Source organism: Parasphingorhabdus pacifica, from assembly GCF_054779195.1.
Genome location: NZ_BAAGYS010000006.1, coordinates 110,673 through 129,228, shown reverse-complemented (window position 1 = coordinate 129,228; position 18,556 = coordinate 110,673). Strand labels below are relative to the sequence as shown.

At 68.1% G+C, this 18,556-nt stretch carries 15 protein-coding genes; 6 read left to right on the top strand and 9 right to left on the bottom strand.

Annotated elements, in window-relative coordinates; translation table 11 throughout:
* The first annotated feature begins 378 nt into the window (after positions 1 to 378).
* Positions 379 to 996 carry a transglycosylase family protein gene (locus ACYVAN_RS06655; RefSeq protein WP_460956762.1) on the top strand — a complete coding sequence of 206 codons (618 nt, stop codon included), beginning with the start codon at positions 379 to 381 and terminating at the stop codon, positions 994 to 996.
* A 258-nt stretch (positions 997 to 1,254) separates the two neighbouring features.
* On the opposite strand, the gene ACYVAN_RS06650 is transcribed toward ACYVAN_RS06655, so the two are convergent.
* The 4 genes from ACYVAN_RS06650 to ACYVAN_RS06635 form a co-directional block, all read right to left on the bottom strand.
* A complete protein-coding gene (locus tag ACYVAN_RS06650) occupies positions 1,255 to 2,214 on the bottom strand; it encodes a molybdenum cofactor biosynthesis protein MoaE (RefSeq protein ID WP_460956760.1) in 960 nt (319 codons plus the stop codon).
* Between the two features lie 17 nt (positions 2,215 to 2,231).
* Positions 2,232 to 2,711, bottom strand: coding sequence for a cyclic pyranopterin monophosphate synthase MoaC (gene moaC / locus ACYVAN_RS06645; protein ID WP_460956758.1), 480 nt, complete (start codon positions 2,709 to 2,711; stop codon positions 2,232 to 2,234).
* Positions 2,712 to 2,820: 109 nt separating this feature from the next.
* Positions 2,821 to 4,275: a malic enzyme-like NAD(P)-binding protein gene (locus ACYVAN_RS06640; protein WP_460956756.1), complete on the bottom strand. Its 1,455-nt coding sequence runs from the start codon at positions 4,273 to 4,275 to the stop codon at positions 2,821 to 2,823.
* A gap of 261 nt (positions 4,276 to 4,536) precedes the next feature.
* Positions 4,537 to 4,716, bottom strand: coding sequence for a hypothetical protein (locus tag ACYVAN_RS06635; protein WP_460956754.1), 180 nt, complete (start codon positions 4,714 to 4,716; stop codon positions 4,537 to 4,539).
* Positions 4,717 to 4,847: 131 nt separating this feature from the next.
* Here ACYVAN_RS06635 and ACYVAN_RS06630 point away from each other — a divergent pair, with 131 nt between their 5' ends.
* On the top strand, positions 4,848 to 7,103 hold the full coding sequence (locus ACYVAN_RS06630) for a helicase-associated domain-containing protein (protein ID WP_460956752.1): 2,256 nt from the start codon (positions 4,848 to 4,850) through the stop codon (positions 7,101 to 7,103).
* A gap of 111 nt (positions 7,104 to 7,214) precedes the next feature.
* Here ACYVAN_RS06630 and ACYVAN_RS06625 read toward each other — a convergent pair whose 3' ends face one another.
* The 4 genes from ACYVAN_RS06625 to ACYVAN_RS06610 are packed head-to-tail and all read right to left on the bottom strand — an operon-like array spanning position 7,215 to position 12,642.
* Positions 7,215 to 7,790, bottom strand: coding sequence for a GTP-binding protein (locus ACYVAN_RS06625; protein WP_460956750.1), 576 nt, complete (start codon positions 7,788 to 7,790; stop codon positions 7,215 to 7,217).
* A 10-nt stretch (positions 7,791 to 7,800) separates the two neighbouring features.
* The gene (locus ACYVAN_RS06620; RefSeq protein WP_460956748.1) at positions 7,801 to 8,511 is read right to left on the bottom strand and encodes a DUF742 domain-containing protein; all 711 of its coding nucleotides are present in this window, start codon (positions 8,509 to 8,511) and stop codon (positions 7,801 to 7,803) included.
* 31 nt (positions 8,512 to 8,542) lie between these two features.
* The gene (locus tag ACYVAN_RS06615) at positions 8,543 to 8,974 is read right to left on the bottom strand and encodes a roadblock/LC7 domain-containing protein (protein WP_460956746.1); all 432 of its coding nucleotides are present in this window, start codon (positions 8,972 to 8,974) and stop codon (positions 8,543 to 8,545) included.
* Positions 8,971 to 12,642, bottom strand: a complete 3,672-nt coding sequence (locus ACYVAN_RS06610) for a sensor histidine kinase (protein WP_460956744.1) — start codon at positions 12,640 to 12,642, stop codon at positions 8,971 to 8,973. Before ACYVAN_RS06610 ends, ACYVAN_RS06615 begins: the two co-directional genes overlap by 4 nt.
* Positions 12,643 to 13,385: 743 nt before the next feature.
* Here ACYVAN_RS06610 and ACYVAN_RS06605 point away from each other — a divergent pair.
* From ACYVAN_RS06605 to ACYVAN_RS06590, 4 genes are read left to right on the top strand one after another with little or no spacing between them, the layout of a single operon-like run.
* The gene (locus tag ACYVAN_RS06605; protein WP_460956743.1) at positions 13,386 to 14,402 is read left to right on the top strand and encodes an ABC transporter substrate-binding protein; all 1,017 of its coding nucleotides are present in this window, start codon (positions 13,386 to 13,388) and stop codon (positions 14,400 to 14,402) included.
* Positions 14,402 to 15,169 (top strand): ABC transporter permease, encoded by a 768-nt coding sequence (locus ACYVAN_RS06600; protein ID WP_460956741.1) that lies wholly within the window; start codon positions 14,402 to 14,404, stop codon positions 15,167 to 15,169. Before ACYVAN_RS06605 ends, ACYVAN_RS06600 begins: the two co-directional genes overlap by 1 nt.
* A complete protein-coding gene (locus ACYVAN_RS06595; RefSeq protein WP_460956739.1) occupies positions 15,166 to 15,978 on the top strand; it encodes an ABC transporter permease in 813 nt (270 codons plus the stop codon). The genes ACYVAN_RS06600 and ACYVAN_RS06595 overlap by 4 nt, the downstream gene beginning before the upstream one ends.
* Positions 15,979 to 15,980: 2 nt before the next feature.
* Positions 15,981 to 16,784, top strand: a complete 804-nt coding sequence (locus ACYVAN_RS06590) for an ABC transporter ATP-binding protein (protein ID WP_460956737.1) — start codon at positions 15,981 to 15,983, stop codon at positions 16,782 to 16,784.
* A gap of 59 nt (positions 16,785 to 16,843) precedes the next feature.
* Here the strand turns inward: ACYVAN_RS06590 and mdlC are convergent, their stop codons facing one another.
* Positions 16,844 to 18,454 (bottom strand): benzoylformate decarboxylase, encoded by a 1,611-nt coding sequence (gene mdlC, locus ACYVAN_RS06585; RefSeq protein WP_460956735.1) that lies wholly within the window; start codon positions 18,452 to 18,454, stop codon positions 16,844 to 16,846.
* Positions 18,455 to 18,556: the final 102 nt, after the last annotated feature.

Below are 18,556 nucleotides of genomic sequence, written 5' to 3'. Positions count from 1 at the left end.
AGCCACGCCTCACTGACGGTGATCGATATCGGCCCGGAAACGACTTGGTAACAAGACTCTGATCAGCAAAAATGATCCCGATCGGCAGCCCCTTCCGTGGCGTTACTGTGACCAGCGTCACAGTCGTTCTGATTTCCGATCAAGAACTCGGTTACGTAGTGTCGCTTTCCGGTCGGCCCCGAACCGATCAGCAAGGAGTGGGAAGTCCGCAGCGCCGAACCCTGTCCGGCGGGCTTCCAATCCCCGAACGAAACAAAACCGGACAGGGGCGGAGCGCCACCGGCGGGACCCCGAAACCCCGCCAGGCGTCAGCACGACGAGCCGGACGGGCCCAGCCCGAGCCCGGTCCACTCCGCAAGCGCGGCAGGAGAGAAGGACATGGCTCGCTACACAGGCAAGCACCGCAAACAGTCCAACGTGACCCGGAATGCGGCTCGATTCGCCGTAGCCGGCGCCGTGATCGCCGCCCCGATGGCGGTCACCGCTCCCGCCAACGCCGCCGACTGGGACACGCTCGCGCAGTGCGAGAGCAGTGGAAACTGGAGCGCCAACACGGGCAACGGTTTCTCCGGCGGCCTCCAGTTCACCCCGTCCACCTGGGCCGCCTTCGGTGGTACGCAGTACGCGTCCAACGCCAAGGACGCCAGCCGCGAGGAGCAGATCGCGGTCGCCGAGAAGGTCCTCGCCGCGCAGGGCCCCAACGCCTGGCCCGCCTGCACGGCCAAGACCAACTGGACCAGCGGCTCCACCAGCGGCTCCACCGAGGTGACGACCGAGGAAACGAGCGAGGAGACCTCCTCGTCCTCGAAGACCACGGTCAAGCAGGAGAGCTCGGTCCCGTCCAACGGCGCCGACTACACGGTGCAGGCCGGGGACACGCTCGGAAAGATCGCCGACAAGTTCGGGGTCGACTACCAGAACGTGTTCGAGCGCAACACCGACATCCTCAACGACCCGAACCTGATCTTCCCGGGTCAGAAGCTCGACATCCAGTGATCGAACCGGTCGGCTGATTCGAGCCGACACCGAGCCGGCGTGTCGATACGCGCCGCGACCGTCGGCTCGGGCGTGCGTGGGACCCCATCGCCTCCCCCAGCGATGGGGTCCCATTCGCTTTCTCAGCGGCACTCAGCGCCGCTCAGCACCACCCACGGAAACGACCTGCCGTCCATCCGCGCGGCGCCACCGTCCAGGCACAGCACCATTCGGGTCGCGGCACCACCCACGGCGGCACCGAAAACAGGACAGCGGACGTCAGGGGCAGTTGACCCACTCTTCGGCACCGTCGGCGAAAACCTGCCGCTTCCAGATCGGCAGCCGCCGCTTGACCTCGTCCACCAACTCCGAGCAAGCTTCGAACGCCTGCTTGCGGTGCTCGGCGGCAACCGCGCAACCGAGGGCCACATCCCCGATGGCCAGCAGGCCCACCCGGTGCGAGGCGGCCAACGCCCGCACTCCCTCGAACCGGTTCGCGATATCGGCGGCGACCTCCGAGATCACCTCGTCGGCACTGGGATGACCCACGTACTCGAGCTCGCGAACCCCGCGTCCGCCGTCGTGATCCCGCACCACTCCGCCGAACGTCACCACGGCACCGGCCGCCTGGTTCTCGACCAACCGCGCCAAAGCGTCCACATCGATCCGTCCACTGGTGACATCCGCCCGCGACACCTCCGCAGAGCGCTCCGAGGCGGGGGAACGCTGCGCCGGTGTGGCAGGGGCCTCCGATGTGGACGGTGCATGGTCACCCCCGTGCAGCTGCTCGACGGCATGGTCGAGCACCCCGTCGAGCACCCCGAGACCGTCCTCGACCCCGCCTCGCGAGCCCGGCAGATTCACGATCAGGGTGTGCCCGCCGACCCCGGCCAACCCGCGCGAGAGCACGGCGGTCGGCACCTGCGGCAACCCGGCACACCGCACGGCATCGGCCAAGCCGGGAATCGGATAGTCGAGCACCTCGGCGGTCACCTCGGGCGTTCGGTCGGTCGGGCTGATTCCCGTGCCACCGGTCGTGATCACCACGCCGACCCGCTCGGCCACCGCCCGCCGCAGCTCATCACCGACCGGTTCACCGTCGGGCACTACTGCCGGTTCCGGCGTGTCGTACCCGCGGTCCCGCAACCACGCCACGATGGCCGGTCCGGTCCGATCCGCGTAGACGCCGGTGGCCGCCCGGTTCGAAGCAGCCACCACGCGAGCCGTGCGTGGACTCATACGTCCCTCCTCGACGGTCATTCCTGCCTGACCCACAGTCCGGTCTTGCCGCCTTCCTTGCGCTCGACGCGCACCGCATCGAGCACGGCGGCCGGATCCACGGCCTTGACCATGTCGTGCAGGGCAAGACCCGCGCCGGTCACCGACGTGAGAGCTTCCATCTCGACCCCGGTGCGGTCGGTGGTGCGGACAGTGGCCGTGATGCCCACCTCCGCCTCGCCGACTTCGAGGTCCACAGCGACGCCGGAGATGGCGATCGGATGGCACAACGGAACCAGGTCGGGGGTTCGCTTTGCGGCCATGATCCCGGCGAGCCGGGCGGTCGCCAGCGCGTCGCCCTTGGGCAGCTCGTCCTGCCGCAGCAGCGCGATGACCTCCGCCGTCGTGCGCAGCACACCGGTGGCCACAGCCGTGCGGGCACTCGCCTGCTTTTCGGACACGTCCACCATCCGGGCCGCCCCGGCATCGTCGACATGTGTGAGCTCATCGTGGGCCATGCACCGAGCCTAGAACAATGCCGCGCCGACCCACGCACGTCGTGTGCGAGTTGGCGCGGCATCGAAGCCTCCGTCGAAGCTCACCGCCTCGCGGTGAGCGGCGGATCGGTCAGAGGTCGGCGTCCTCCACCATCGTCCAGGACATGCCCGAGCCGCCGGTCGGTGCGGGCTTGGACGGTGCGGCCGGGGCCGCCCGGCGCACCGCTTCGGCCACGGCCGGGGACACCGTGCTGTCGAACACGCTCGGCACGATGAACGAGGCGTTGACCCGCTCCTCGCCGTCGACGACGTCGGCGATCGCGTTCGAAGCGGCGAGCATCATGTCGTCGGTGATGTCGTGGGCGTGGGCATCGAGCAATCCCCGGAAGAAGCCGGGGAACGCGAGGACGTTGTTGATCTGGTTCGGGTAGTCGCTGCGCCCGGTGGCGACCACCTTGGCGTACTTCTGCGCCTCCAGCGGGTCGATCTCCGGGTCGGGGTTGGCCAGGGCGAACACGATCGCGTCGGAGTTCATCGCGGCCACGTCTTCGGCGCCGAGCAGGTTGGGGGCCGAGACACCGATGAACACGTCCACGTCGACCATCGCATCGGACAGCTCACCGGTGCGCCCTTCGACGTTCGTGTTGGCCGCGATCGATTGCAGGTTGGGGTCGGTGTCGCCCCGGTCGGCGTGCACGATGCCGTCGATGTCCACGGCGACAACGTCCTTCGGCTGTTTGCGCTGCAACAACCGGATGATCGCGGAGCCGGCCGCACCGACACCACACACGACGACGCGGCAGTCCTCGATGTTCTTGTCGACCACGCGCAGCGCGTTGCGCAACGCGCCGAGCACCACGATTGCGGTGCCGTGCTGATCGTCGTGGAACACCGGGATGTTCAGCCGGTCCCGCAGCCTGGCCTCGATCTCGAAGCAGCGCGGAGCGGCGATGTCCTCCAGGTTGATGCCACCGTAGACGGGCGCGATCAGCTCGACGGTGCGGATGATCTCCTCGGTGTCCTGGGTGTCCAGGCACACCGGCCACGCGTTGACCCCCGCGAACTTCTTGAACAGCGCCGCCTTGCCCTCCATCACGGGCAGCGACGCCTCCGGACCGATGTTGCCGAGCCCCAGCACGGCCGACCCGTCGGTGACCACGGCGACCGAGTTGCGCTTGACGGTCAACCGGCGCGCGTCCTCCGGGTTCTCGGCGATCGCGGTGCAGACCCGTGCGACGCCGGGCGTGTAGGCGCGGGAGAGATCGTCCCGGTTGGCCAGCGCGACCCGCGAGTTGACCTCGATCTTGCCACCGAGGTGCACGAGGAACGTCCGGTCCGACACCTTGCGGACCCCGACCCCGTCCAGCCCCTCGAGCAGCGAGGTGATGTCGTTCGCATGGTTGGCCGACAGCGCGTTGCACGTGATGTCGACGACGATGCGATCGGAATGGGACTCGACCACGTCGAAGGCGGTGATGACACCGCCTGCCCTGCCGATCGCGCCGGTGAGGTCGCCTGCGGCGCTCGCCGACGGCGGAGCCTCGACGCGCACAGTGATCGAATATCCCGGGCCTGGAACCGGCATGGCACACCCCTCGCTGTCTTCTCGGACCGCGCCGGGTGCTGCGCTCCGACGACCCGGACGGGTCGCCGGAGCAGACGATCTGCACGAACGGAAGCCCGGACGGACGCCTAAAGCTACCGATCTTCACCCAGCACGAAAAATCCTAGACTTTTCGCACATGTGAGCCATCTCCGACCGGTTACCACTCGGTTCGTCTTGACAACGAAGGGGGTCGACGCTCTCCCCGTCGGCGAGTCCGGGGCAGCCCCCAGGAACTCCCGATCACTTGTTGATTTCGGTGACCGGATGCTTGTAGGGAACGCTGTCCAGCGGGAAGGTCGTCTGCCCGAACGGCGAGAGCGCACCCTGCGCATCCGACAGGAGTTCACTCACCGGGTGATCGCCGTCCGGAACGTTCGGCCACGTTGGGTCGATCTGGTTCTTCTTGGTCTTTCCGGCCACGTCATTCCTCCTGAGCATCCAGGTTCTCGGCGCCACCAGTTTGCCCGATCGATCCCCGGGAACGAACCCCGGCCGGGCCGTCTCACAACGAAATCGCCGGTACGCCCCATCGACTCGGTATCGTGGTAGGGATGCCATCACTCGCCGACTGGTTGCGCGCACGCACCGACGAGGAGCTCGTCGAGCTGCTGCGCGCACGCCCCGATCTCGCCACCCCGCTGCCGGCCGACACGTCGGTGCTGGCCACCCGGATGGGGGGCCGTTCCTCGGTCGCGCGGGCCTGCGAGGAACTCGACTCGTTCACGCTCTCCACCCTCGAAGCCCTGGTGGTGCTCGACGCCGACCAGAAGCCCGTGACGCTGGAAGCGGTCGGCGAGTTCCTGGGCGAGGGCATCACTCCTGCCCGCGTGCGCAGATCGCTCGCCGTGCTACGCGCTCGTGCCCTGATATGGGGCGAGGACGACGAGCTGACGATCACCCCGGCCACCCGCGAGGCGTTCCCCGGTTTTCCCGGCGGTCTCGGGCGCCCCTCCCCCGATCTCACCGATGCGCGGGCGAGGGCCGCCCTCGACGAACTCGACGAAGACGAGCGCGCGCTCGTCGACAAGCTCGCGGCGGGATCGCCCGTCGGCCGGACGAAGGACGCCGGGAAGCAACTGCCACCGGAAGAATCCAGAACGCCGATCCAGCGGCTGCTGGCCAAGGACCTCCTGCTGCGCCGGGACGACGAGACCGTTGAGCTCCCACGGCAGCTCGCCCTGGCCGCGCGCGGTGACCGGCCGATGGGAACGGTCGAGCCGGAGGAACCGTTCCTCGACCTGACCGATCCGGGCCAGAACGCCGTCGACACCACAGCGGCCGGAGAGGTGCTGGAGTTCCTGCGGCACACCGAACTGCTGCTGCGGACGTGGAGCGACGACCCGCCCGACGTGCTGCGATCGGGCGGAGTGGGGGTGCGCGACCTGCGCCGCACCGCGAAGGTCCTCGAAACCGACGAACGCCGCCTGGCGCTGATCGTCGAACTCGCCGTGGCCGCCAACCTCGTCGCCGACAGCGAGGAGAACGAACCGAGGTGGGTCCCCACCGTCCAGTCCGACACCTGGCTGGCGAGCGGCCCGGAACAACGCTGGGCACTGCTGGTCCGAGCCTGGCTCGACCTGCCCCGCGTCCCCGGTCTGATCGGTTCCCGCGGTGAGAAGGATCGGCTGATCGGTCCGCTCTCCGAGGAGATCCGGCATCCGCACGCCCACCGTGATCGGCTACGCGTGCTCGGACTCCTCGACGAGCTCCCGTCCGGGCACGGTGTGCAGCGCCCGGAGGACGCGGCCTCCGTGCTCGCCTGGCGAACCCCGCGCAAGGGCGGCCGGTTGCGGGACGAACTGGTGCGCTGGACGCTGAACGAGGCCGACGCCCTCGGGATCACCGCGCTGGGCGCGCTCACCACCAGCGGACGAGCCCTGCTGGCCGACGGGCAGGCCGCGGCCGCGAAACTGCTGACCGAAGCGCTTCCCGAACCGCTCGACCACGTGCTGGTGCAGGCGGACCTCACGGTGGTCGCACCGGGCAGGCTCGAACCGGACCTGGCGAGCGAAATGAAGCTCGTCGCCGACGTCGAATCGGCGGGCAGCGCGACCGTCTACCGGGTTTCGGAGAGCAGCGTCCGGCGTGCGCTCGACTCCGGCCACACCGCCGACGACCTGCACGCGCTGTTTCGCAACCGCTCACGCACCCCGGTACCGCAGGGGCTGACCTACCTGATCGACGACGTCTCCCGAAAGCACGGCAAGCTGCGCGCCGGTACCGCGAGCGCGTTCCTGCGCTGCGATGATCCGACGCTGCTCGCGGAAGTATCGGCGAACGCGGCCACCAACGAACTCGACCTGCGCCGAATCGCCCCGACTGTGCTGGTCAGTTCCCTCCCGCTCGCCGACGTGGTCGACGTCTTGCGCGGAGCGGGCTTCAACCCGGTCGCCGAGGGGCCGGACGGCCAGGTCCTCGACCTGCGATCGGCCGGTCCCCGCGTGCGGGGCAAGAACCGGCCCACGCCACCGCCGGCGGCGACCACCCCCGACGACGAACAGTTGCGGGAGTTGATCGGGCACGTCCGGGCGGGCGATCGGGCGGGAACCGCGAGGCGCGGCAACGCCGTGGTACCCGAGCGCGGGCGGCCGAGTGCCGAGGCCACTCTGAACCTGCTGCGCACGGCCGCACAGCAGGAACAGAGCGTCTGGCTCGGATTCGTCGACTCGCACGGGGTTCGCAGCCAGCGCGTGGTGCGCCCGGTCAGCGTCGGTGGAGGTGTGCTGCAGGGTCTCGACCAGGACCGGAACGAGGTCGGAAGCTTTCCCCTGCACCGAATCACCTCGGTGGCCGTGGTCGAGGACTGAGGAGACGTCCGGTCATGCGGAATCGAGGGCGAGCCGGCGGAGACGATCCGCGTTCGCGAGTCCTGCCGCCACGACCGGTGCCGACCGACGACGGTTCACCACCGCCGGGAATCAGCTCTTGCTCGAAGCCATGCGCTGGCGCATCGCGTGCTGGACCAGCGTGATCAGCCCGTGCTTGGTCGACTCCTTGTTCCGGGCGTCGCACGAGATCATCGGGACCGACTCGTCGATGGTGAGCGCTTCCCGCACGTCCTCCATGCTGTGGTGCATCACGCCGTCGAACGTGTTCACCGCGACGACGTACGGCAGCTGCCGGTCGTCGAAGAAGTCGATCGAGGCGAACGCGTCGGCCAACCGTCGCGTGTCCACCAGCACGATCGCGCCGATCGCACCGCGGACCAGGTCGTCCCACATGAACCAGAACCGGTGCTGTCCGGGCGTGCCGAACAGATACAGGATCAGGTCCTCATCCAGTGACACCCGGCCGAAGTCCATGGCCACCGTCGTCGTCGACTTGCCCGGCGTTGCCGTCAGGTCGTCGACACCGACGCTGGCCTCGGTCATTACTGCTTCCGTGGTGAGCGGAACGATCTCGGAAACCGAACCCACGAAAGTTGTTTTCCCTACCCCGAAACCACCGGCAACGACGATCTTGGTCGAAGTCTTGTCGGCGCCTTGCTTGATCATTGATCGGGGGTCAGAGCCTTCGAAGCCCACTGAGCACCCTTTCCAAGAACTCCATGGACGGCCGATCACCGACGACCATGCCACTGTCGTGAATCAGAACCAGGCCGAGACCGGCCATGTCGCCGATCAGCACCCGCACCACGCCAAGAGGAAGGCGGAGGTGAGCCGCGACCTCTGCAACCGAGCGCGCCTCCGTGCACAGTCCACAGATGGACCGTTGCTCCGGCGTGGCCGGACTCGCCTGAGTCCGCCCACTGTCGCTGGTGGAAACCAACGTCTCGATAGCAAGATCATAATCGGTACGGGTGCGGCCCTTCGTCCGGGCATAGGGTCGGACGAGCGAACCCGGTTCGTCCATCTCGTCGCGTTCCCTGTTGGTCATGCCCGGCATTTCCGGCATCGAGTCGGAGATGGATGGCATGGACTGCGAGATCGGCCCCATCGGCTGTGAAATCGCCGGCATGGACCCAGAAGAAGGGCCACCATCGGATCGGCCGCCACGCGGTTGCTCCGACTCCGACGGACCGGACCCGAACAAGTCCGCTCCCGGGCCGCCGAAGAGCGCGCGACCGTAATCGCTGTCGCCGCCACCGGACTGGCCGGAACGGTCGCCATCCATCGCGTCGTCGACGAAATCGTCCTGCCAGGAATCGGAGCTGAGCCGCTTGTTGTAGAGGCGGAACAGATCACCGTCCCAGTTCGGGTCGGAACCGGTGTTCATGGCAATCCCCCGTCACCCGCATGCGGTGAAATCATCGCCGGCTCATGCCCTGCAGCTGCGCGCGCAGTTCCGGGGTCAGCTGCCGACCCACGCGCTCCACCAACAAGGTCATCTCGTAGGCGACCAAGCCGATGTCCGCGTTGGGGGCGGCCAAGACCGCGAGGCACGAACCGTCGCTGATCGACATCAGGAACAGGTAGCCCTGCTCCATCTCGACGACCGTCTGCGTGACATCGCCCGCCTCGAAGCAGCGCGCCGCGCCCTGGGTGAGGCTCACCAGCCCGGACGCGACCGCGGAAAGCTGCTCTGCGCGGTCGCGCGGCAGCCCCTGCGAGCCTGCGAGGAGCAGGCCGTCCGCAGAGACGACCACGGAGTGCGCGACGCCGGGAACCCGGCGCACGAAATCGGTGATCAGCCAACTGAAGCTGTTCTGGCTCATGGGTTGCTGGACGGACCCGGTCACTCCTGCTCCTCATGACGGCTCGGAATCGAGCGGGGCGGTTCGGTCGAGACTGGCTCTGCCTTGGCGTGCCGACCGCGACGGATGCCCTGTTGGAAGTTGGACATCCGGCCGCGTACGGCGTTCGCCGAACGGGGCGCCGCAGACTTGGAAGCAGCCTGCGGTGCCGCCTGCGACGCGGCGGAGCCGGGTACAAGGTTCGACTTCGGCACGCGTTTCGGCAATCCGGCAGAGGTGGTCTCCTGTGCCTGCTTTGTCTGTTCGACCAACGCTTCGGCAGCTTGCCACCCCACGTCGGCCGACCCCCATCCCGGATCGGACAGCGCCGACTCACTCGCCGGTTCGCCGGTTCCGCTTTCCGCGAAAGGTTCTTCTGCCTGTCCGCGACGTGCACGGCGCGGCAGGCCGGTGTCGCGGAGCAGCCCACCGGACGGCTCGTCAACGGATTCACCGCTGTCCGCCCGGTCACCGAACGGGGCGCTGTCGAACGAGCTTCCGGCCCCGTCCCACGAGGCACCGCCGAACGGCGTGCCACCGGTCGGCGCCTTGTCGGCCACCGAACTGTCGGACGGCACACCAACGGACGGAGTTCCATTCGCCGGGTCGACACGGGCAGGGTCACTACCGGCAGGGTCACTACCGGCAGGGTCGGCACCGGCCGGGTCGTTGCCGGCCGGGTCGTTCCCCAACGGGTCGCCCCCGGAGAGCACGTCCTCCGAGCTGTTGCCGAAAGCACCGAGCGGGGCCTTCGCCGCCCCGTTCCCGTTGGACGAGGCACCCGCCGAGAAATCGTTCCTGCTCGGCGCGCGGGTGCTCGCGGGTCCTGCCGCGGTGTCCACCGCGTTGTCGACCGGGTCGCTGGATTCGCGGAACCACTGTGAAAGCACCGCTTCATAGATGGGCAGGCGCTGCGTCGGCGCATCGTCCATCTCGGCGGCTGCCCCACGCGGAGCGGCCGCATCCGACGAAGCCGTTTCGGACACGTCTTCGTCCGCGGTACTTCCGTACGGGGCGACCTCGGGCGGAGCGTCGTCGACCACCGGTGGGACCGCTTCGGTCACCAGCGTCTGCTCGGCGGGGGACTCCGGCTCGGGCTCCGGCGGTTCGTCCTTCCAACCGAAGTCGGACACGGCCTCGATGGTCGTGGTCTTCTCCGCTTCGAAGGGGCTGTTGAAGAGGTCCGCGGGCCCGTCCAGTCCGGGCGGCGGGGCGCACTGCCCCTCGTACTCCGTTTCGTCGGCGGGTTCGCCCACCTCCGAGGGCCAGTACTGCGACTCCCCGCCGGTCGTCCGCTCGGGCTCGGGTTCCGGAGCGGCGGGCTCGTCTTCCCAGCGGGGAATGTCGCTGACGCCGTAGGAGTCACCGGACGAGACCTGGACGGAGTAGTTGGTTACCGGCTCCTCGGTCTCGACGGGGCCCACCTGGACGGGGCCGTCGGTGTCGAACTCCTCGAGCTCCCGAGCGCTGGTGTGCTCCCACCGGTCCTGGTCCGAACCCCCGGGCGACGTCGAATCGGTATCCAGCGGCGGCAGCGGGGCCTGTTCGGCGCTGTCCGGCCCGCGGTCGGTGATCCCGCCGCCACGCCCGCCGAAGGCCGCCGCCAGACCGAGCTGGTTGCCCGTGTCGGTGAGCGGGTCGCGATCGCGCGGATCCTCCGGGGCCACCCGGTGCATGTCCGGCATCGGAATGGGGCCGTCCGGAGTGATCTGCGACACGTACTCGCCGGAGAGGTGCACCGTCGCGGTGGCACCGCCCTCCAGGTCGCTGTTGTTCTGCAGCACGACTCGGATGTTGTGCCTGGCGGCCAGCTGACTGACCACGTACAGGCCCATCCGCCGCGACACGGCGACGTCGATCTCCGGGGGCTTGGTGAGCCGCTCGTTGATCTCGCCGATCTCGCCCGAGTCGATACCGACACCCCGGTCCCGGATCTCCAGGACGAGTTCCTGCCTGCGGTACGCCATCCGGACGTTGACCTCGGTGTCCGGGTTGGAGAACACCGTGGCGTTCTCCAACAGCTCGGCGACCAGGTGGACGAAGTCGTTGACCACGCGGCCCTGGATGGCCAGTTCCGGTGTGTCCGACGTGGAGATCCGGGCGTACTGCTCGACCTCGGACACGGCGGCGCCGACGACTTCGGCCAGCGGGACCGGTCGCATCATGCGCCTGGTCAGATCGGTACCACCGAGAATGAGCAGGTTCTCGTTGTTCCGCCGCATCCGGGTGGCGAGGTGGTCGAGCTCGAAGAGGCTGCTGAGCTGGTCGGGGTCCTGCTCGTCCTGCTCCAGGCGGTCGATCAGGGAAAGCTGACGCTGCACCAGCGTCTGGCTTCGCCGGGCGAGGTTCACGAACAGGTCGTTGACGTTGTTGCGCAGCAACGCCTGTTCGGAGGCCAGCCGGAGCGCCTGCTGGTGCACCGCGTCGAACGACCGCGCGACCTGGCCGATCTCCTCTCGGCTGTGCACCGGAACCGGCGGGACCGACACCATGTCGGCGTTGGTCGGGTTGTCGTTGACCTTCTTGATCGCGTCCGGCAGGCCGGCCTGCGCGATTTCCAGCGCGCCGTAACGCAGGGTGCGCAGCGGCCGCAGCATCGACCGCGCGATGTAGATGGCGATGCCGAACGCGAGCAACAGCACCGCGATCACGGCGGCGGCGTCGCGCAGCGCCGCCCACTGGGTGGACTCGGCGAGTTCTTCGACGCCGTCGTGAAACTCGGTGTAGAACTCCTGCTCGCTGGAACGCAGGAGGTCGCCGTAGGCAGCCGACTGACTGCCCCACCGCTGCGAGTCGATGTTCAGGTCACGTCCGTCACTGTCGGCGATGAGCGCGATCTGCTTCATCTGCTCGGTCGCGTCGACCGCCGCACCTGCCACGAGGGCGCTGTAGCGGGATTGCTGCTGCTGGGTGGCGACCTTGTTGAACTCCTCGCGCGCGGCCTCCAGGCGAGCGTCGGCCGTTCGCACGGCATCGGCCTCACCGGCTTCGAAGGTGTCCCGCGTCGTCCCGGCGAGCAGGATCGAGCGCATCTGCGCGAGCTGCTCCTTGGAGTTCCCGACGGTCTCGGCGACGTGCGCGTTCTCGGCAACGCTCGTACCGGCGGCCGAGATGGCGATGCGCTCGTTGAGTTCGAGCAGGGTTTCGACAATGTCGCCGTAGGCGGTCATCGCCTGCGATTCGGTGAACCCGGTGTTGACGACCTCTCGCAGCGCGGTGAGGCTGTCGAGGCGGTGGGCGGCGTCCTGGTAAGCATCGGCGACGAACGGATCCAGGTCGCTGACCCGGTCTCCGTAGGCGCGCAGTTCGGCTGCGGCCTCGTCGACCTGCTGGGCCTGGCTGTTGTAGGCGTCCGGCGGCGTTCCGGTGTCAACCAGCTGGACGACCGCCGTGTCCCGCTCGCGCTGGAGCTCGTGGGTGACAGCCGCGGCGCGCTGGGCGATCTCGACTTCTTCGACGACCTCGTTGAGCTGGGCGGAGGTGGTCATCCCGTCGTAGATCCGGACACCGCCGACGCCGAGCGCGGCGAGCGTGGGCACGATGAGTACCGCGGCCATCTTGTAGCGCAGGCGCCAGTTCCGCAGCCACCACTTGCGGGTGCGCTGGGGAGCCGTATTACCCACGAATTGGCGCGAGGCAGCATTGCCCCCAGTGCTGCGTTTCTTGTTGAGCATCCCTGTTTCCTGCGCAGCGGCGGACTTTTTCTTCCCCACCACAGCTAATGACCTCTCCGTGTGGGGACAGTACGGATCAACGTTCGCAGAGCGGTGTCCGGACGCATACCTCGGCCCTGTGTTGGGCGGCCGAGCTCACGGGCACCGACCGCGAACGGACGGTCCGTGGGAGCTCCGACAAACCCCCCTGGGCCAACCAAGGCCCTGACTCTGACAGTCGGGCTTGCCATCACGCTCCTCGATTACAACCTGGTACTTCCCCCGAAGCAGAGGCAGGTCACCTCGACGGGCGAGACTATACTTAACGGGGCGTCACAAGTCAGGCCCCCGCAGTGGGCCAGTTGACTCATTCGAGTGGCGAAGACAACACATCTGCTGTGACGGTGCGAACGTCGCGGTTACTGCTGGTTGTCGTAGGTGGTTCAACCTTCTACAGTTGCCTTGCTTACCCCGCCCATGGCCACTGGAGACGTCATGCCTCGCTGCCGGGCTCCGGCGATGCCTGTCCGGTCGCGAGGGCATCGAGCTTCCGTGACGCGCCGTCGTACAGACTGCGTTCACAGCAGCCCCTCGGTCAACGGCGGTTCCCCTTCGAGAGGTCGACGGGCTCGGCCGCGCACCGAGACAGCTAACGGAGACGCGAATCACTCCCGCCACCACGTAGACACTCGACACGGTCGGGCGGACAACCTCACGCGCTCGGCGACCGAGCATCCACCTGGCAGACGATGCAAGGAGAGAAGATGAGCCCGATTTCCAACCGAGGCGTCCCCAGACGCGACCTGCTGAAACTCGCCGGTGGGGTCGCCACCGCCAGCGCGTTGATGGGCGCCAGCGGATGCGGCCTCCTCGGTGGATCCCAATCGTCCGGCCAGGGCAACGGGCAGGTGGAGAAGAGCAAGATCCGCGTCGGCGCGCTGCCGATCACCGATCACGCACCGCTCTACCTCGCGCGCGAGAACGGCTCCTTCCAGGAGCAGGGCCTGGAGGTGGAGATCGTCAACGCCGCCAACGGCACCGCCGCGCTCAACAGCATGATCGGCGGCGACTACGACATCACCTACAGCAGCTACGTGCCGTTCTTCCAGGCCCAGGCGAAGGGTGTCGCCGACCTGAAGATCGTTGCCGACTGCGCGTCGGCGTCCCGCGAGACCAGCATGATCATGACCTACCCGGGGTCGTCGGTAAAGGAACCCGCCGACCTCGAAGACGCCACGATCGCGATCAGCGCCGCGGGAACGATCTCGGAACTCCTGACCAAGGTCGCGATGCGCGCACACGGCGTGAGCTTCGAAGAAGCCGAGTTCACCCCGATCTCCTTCCCGAACATGCCCGCCGCGCTGCAGCAGCAGCGGGTGGACGCGGCGATGCTCACGGAGCCGTTCGTGACGCTCGCCGCCCGCGGCAGCGGAGCCGTGCCGATCCTGGACGTCTCCACCGGCCCGGCCGAGGACCTGCCCCTCTCCGGCTACGGATCGACCGCCGAGTTCGTCGAGGAGAACCCCAAGACCGTCGACGCCTTCCAGCGGGCCATGGCCAAGGCCACCAAGGAGGCGCAGGACCGCAGCAAGATCGAACCGCTGCTGCCGAAGTTCGCCAAGATCGACCCGAAGACGGCGTCCATCGTCGGGCTGCTGAACATGCACTCCAGGGCCGACGCGACCCGGCTGGAACGCGTCCCCCGCCTGATGCGCGAATTCGGCTTCCTCGACAAGGAGGTCCAGGTAGCCAACATGATCGTGGACCAGCCGAAGAACTGATGACACGGCTCTCCAAGGGCGGGGTGGGCCTGCTCGGACTGTTCCTCCTGTGGGAACTGTTCAGCAGGTCCGGCATCGTCGCGATGAAGTACTTCCCACCACCCTCAATCGTGCTGACCAGGCTCGTCGAGCTGCTCGGTACCCAGGCGTTCCTGCTGGACCTGATCGCCAGCGTGCTCGCGTGGGCGATCGCGCTCGGCCTGTCGGTCCTCATAGCGGTCCCCGCCGGCCTGCTGCTCGGCAGCGCACCGGCGGTCCGAGGGGCCACCAGAGCGATCATCGAGTTCCTCCGCCCGATCCCTTCCGTAGCGCTGATCCCGCTGGCCATCGTGCTCGTCGGCAGCGGCCCGGAGACCAAGATCGCGCTCGCGGTCTACGCGGCGGTGTGGCCGATCCTGTTCAACACGATCTACGCGCTGGACGAGATCGACCCCGTCATGGTCGACACCGCCCGTTCCTTCGGCCTCGGCCGAGGACGGATCATGTTCACCGTGGCACTGCCCAACGCGGCGCCCTTCGTGCTCACCGGGATCCGGATGTCGGCCGCCGTGGCTCTGATCCTGGTGGTCAGCACCGAATTCCTCGCAGGCGGCGGCAGCGGCCTCGGCAGCTTCGTGCTCACCGCCAGCAGCGGTGCGGGCCGGATGGACCTGGTACTCGCGGGCACACTGGTCGCCGGGCTCGTCGGCTACCTGATCAACGAAGCGTTGGAACAACTGCACAAGCGCGGGCTCCGCTGGAGTGCGGTGGATCGGGAGGCGGTGTGAACCAGGTACGCGGCTTCCTCAATCGTTGGCTGGTGTTCATCGGCGCGGTCGTGGTCTGGGAGATCGTGACGCGGATCGCGCAGAGCCCGTTCTTCCCACCACCCAGCGAGATCGGCGCGACAGCGGTATCGCTCTGGTTCAGCGGACCGCCGTCGTCGTTGTTCCTGACCTCGACGGTGTACGAGGACGTGCTTGCCAGCATCGGACGCATCCTCGGCGGCTGGCTGATCGCGGTGGTCATCGGCGTCTCACTGGGTACGGCGATGGGCCGCTCACGCACGGCGCTCGACTACTTCGGCCCGCTCATGGCGTTCATGCGGGCGATCCCACCGCCGGTACTGGTGCCGGTGTTCCTGGTGCTGCTGGGCATCGGGACCACCATGCAGATCACGGTCATCGTGTTCGGCGTCGTGTGGCCGATCCTGCTGAACACCGTGGACGGTGTCCGGTCGGTGGACCAGGTCAAGGTCGACACCGCGCGATCCTTCCGCATCTCCCGCCCGCAATGGGTGTTCGGTGTGGTGCTGCCCGCCGCGCTGCCCAAGATCTTCGCGGGGCTTCGGGTGAGCCTGTCGCTGGCGCTGGTGCTGATGGTCATCTCCGAACTGGTCGGCTCGACCAACGGCATCGGCTACCAGCTGGTCTTCAGCCAACGACAGTTCGACTTCCCACCCATGTGGGCCGGGATCGTCCTGCTGGGCGTGCTCGGCTACACCCTCAACACGCTGCTGCTCGCGGTGGAGCGCAGGGCTTTGAGCTGGCAACCGTCCCAGAGCCCACAAGCGACCGCCGCGAAGCTAGGAGGATGACAATGGCGACCATGCTGGATGTGCGAGGCCTGGGGCACCGCTACGGCGCTGCCGGCACGGGCCACGTCGCCATCGAGGACCTCAACTTCGAGGTGCGTTCGGGAGAACTGGCCTGCATCGTGGGCCCCTCCGGCTGCGGCAAGTCCACCCTGCTGCGGTCGATCTCGGGACTCCACGCACCCACCAGCGGCCAGGTGCTGCTGCACGGTGACGTCGTCGACGGGGTGCCGGAGGATCTCGCGGTGGTCTTCCAGGATTACGGCCGCTCGCTGTTCCCGTGGTTGTCCGTGCGGAGCAACGTGGAGTTCCCGTTGCGCTCGCGTGGCGTGGACCGCGCCGAACGGCGCCGCCGGGCCGACGAGGTCCTCGAATGGGTCGGCCTGTCGGGGCAGGGCGGGAAGTACCCGTGGCAGCTCTCGGGCGGGATGCAGCAGCGGGTGTCGATCGCCCGTGCACTCGCCTGCCGCCCGTCCCTGCTCCTGATGGACGAACCCTTCGCGTCGGTCGACGCCCAGACCCGCTTCGAGCTGGAGGACCTGCTGCTCCAGGTGCGAGCACGGTTCGAGAGCACGGTACTGGTGGTCACCCACGACATCGACGAGAGCATCTACCTCGCCGACAGGGTGTTCGTGCTCTCGTCCTCGCCCGCCTCCATCGTGGCCGACATCCCGGTCCCGCTCGGCGCCGAGCGGGACCAGATCGCCACGCGCGAGTCGGAGACGTTCGTGCACCTGCGCAGCGAGGTCGCCCGGCTGTTGAAGACGCCGAGCGACTCGTCCGGCGCGATGAGCGGATCCGGTACCTGAGTCGGAAGATGCGATGACCCACACCTGACCGCGCAAATCCGCCAGGTGTGGGCCACCGCTCAGTACAGGTAGCGCTGTTCCGGGTCGACCTCCACGTGCAACAGCCGCGGCCCGTCATTCGCGGCCGCCAGGTCTTCCGCCAGCGCGTCGGAAAGCTCGTCCGGGGTGCGAACCCGTCGGGCCGGGCACCCCAGGCTGCGGGCGAGCCCCTCGAAGTCGATGCCACCGAGCTCGACACCGGGCAGCCCGTTGCCGCCCGCTGCCTCCCCGAGCACCGCCACCGCCCCGTAGCGCGCGTTGTCCAGCACCACGAAGGTGACCGGCGCGTTCTCCCGCACCGCCGACCAAACGGCCTGGATGCCGTACATGCTGCTGCCGTCGCCGAGCAGCGCGACGGTACGGCGTGTCGGATCGGCCATGGCCACCCCGACCGCTGCCCCGATGCCGTACCCGAGCGCTCCGGAGAACCCGGCGAAGAAGCCACCGTCGCGCGAGGTGATCGGGAAGTGCTCGTGCAGCTCGTTGCGGTGGCTCGGAGTCTCCTCCACGACGGCCGCCCCCGCGGGCAGCGCCGCGTTGACCCGATCGAACACGTATGCCGCGGACATCGGGGTGGCGGGTTCCGGCTTCTCCGGGCGCACGTAGCCGCGGGGCTTGTCCGGTTCGATGGAACAGCCCTGCGCACGCACGCGCTCTCCGACCTGCCGGGTCGAGTGCGCCAGCGTGCCGAGGACTCCTCGTCCGAATCGAGCCCTGGCCAGCACTTCCGGATCGTCGTGCACCAGGAACAGCTCGGGCGGTTCGATGTCGGATTCGCCCCGGTAGACGTGGTAGGTGAACGCGGGCGCACCCCACACCACGGCGAGGTCGTGCTCTGCCAGCTCGGCGGCCAGCGCCCGTCGCTCGGGCTGCAGGAATCCTGCGAAGTTCGGATGATCCTCCGGGAAGGAACAGCGCGGCGACATCGGTGCCACCCACACCGACGCCCCGGTCGTCTCCGCCAGATCGACCATCTCGTCGACGACCCCGTCGGCGTCGACGGCGGGTCCCACCACGAATGCCGGCCGCCGGGAGTTCGCGAGCGCTTCGGCGAGTTCGACGACGGCGTTCGGGTCGGGCGCGAAACCCGGAATCGGGGGGCCTGCCGTCACCGGCGAGCAAGGCTGGTCCCAGTCGTCGGCCGGAATGGAGACGAATACGGGGCCCGCCGGTGGTTGGGTGGCCAGTTGATGCGCCCGTACGAGAGCGGCAGGCACGTCCGCCGCACTCGCCGGTTCGCAACTCCACTTCACGTAGGGCTTCGGGAAGGTGGCCGCGTCGGTGGCGCCGAGGAAGGGCTCGTCGGCCATCAACGTCCGGGTCTGCTGCCCGGCAGTAACGATCAGCGGTGTGCGGTTGCGGTAAGCGGTGAAGATGGCCCCGAGCGCGTGACCGACACCTCCTGCCGAGTGCAGGTTCACCAGGGTGGCCGCGCGGCGTGATTGCGCGTAGCCGTCCGCCATCGCGACCACCACCGACTCCTGCAGCCCGAGAACGTAGTGAAAATCGTCCGGCCAATCGGTCAGAAACGACACTTCGGTCGTCCCCGGGTTTCCGAAGACAGTGGTCAGACCCAGGTCGCGCATTACCTGCCTGGAAACATCACGCACCGTGTTCGCATCGGCGCACATCGCACACCCTTCGCCGCAAGTGGAACAACCGCAGGACAACACGTTGTTGCTGCTCAACGCCTGCCCGCAAGACCATCACACGAAGGGTAGATTAGCCAGCCC

Bases quoted from the DNA above. Each gene is read 5' to 3' on its own strand.
- ACYVAN_RS06655 (WP_460956762.1), top strand. From the start codon at position 379: ATGGCTCGCTACACAGGCAAGCACCGCAAACAGTCCAACGTGACCCGG.
- ACYVAN_RS06650 (WP_460956760.1), bottom strand. From the start codon at position 2,214: ATGAGTCCACGCACGGCTCGCGTGGTGGCTGCTTCGAACCGGGCGGCC.
- moaC (WP_460956758.1), bottom strand. From the start codon at position 2,711: ATGGCCCACGATGAGCTCACACATGTCGACGATGCCGGGGCGGCCCGG.
- ACYVAN_RS06640 (WP_460956756.1), bottom strand. From the start codon at position 4,275: ATGCCGGTTCCAGGCCCGGGATATTCGATCACTGTGCGCGTCGAGGCT.
- ACYVAN_RS06630 (WP_460956752.1), top strand. From the start codon at position 4,848: ATGCCATCACTCGCCGACTGGTTGCGCGCACGCACCGACGAGGAGCTC.
- ACYVAN_RS06625 (WP_460956750.1), bottom strand. From the start codon at position 7,790: ATGATCAAGCAAGGCGCCGACAAGACTTCGACCAAGATCGTCGTTGCC.
- ACYVAN_RS06620 (WP_460956748.1), bottom strand. From the start codon at position 8,511: ATGAACACCGGTTCCGACCCGAACTGGGACGGTGATCTGTTCCGCCTC.
- ACYVAN_RS06610 (WP_460956744.1), bottom strand. From the start codon at position 12,642: ATGCTCAACAAGAAACGCAGCACTGGGGGCAATGCTGCCTCGCGCCAA.
- ACYVAN_RS06605 (WP_460956743.1), top strand. From the start codon at position 13,386: ATGAGCCCGATTTCCAACCGAGGCGTCCCCAGACGCGACCTGCTGAAA.
- ACYVAN_RS06600 (WP_460956741.1), top strand. From the start codon at position 14,402: ATGACACGGCTCTCCAAGGGCGGGGTGGGCCTGCTCGGACTGTTCCTC.
- ACYVAN_RS06590 (WP_460956737.1), top strand. From the start codon at position 15,981: ATGGCGACCATGCTGGATGTGCGAGGCCTGGGGCACCGCTACGGCGCT.
- mdlC (WP_460956735.1), bottom strand. From the start codon at position 18,454: ATGTGCGCCGATGCGAACACGGTGCGTGATGTTTCCAGGCAGGTAATG.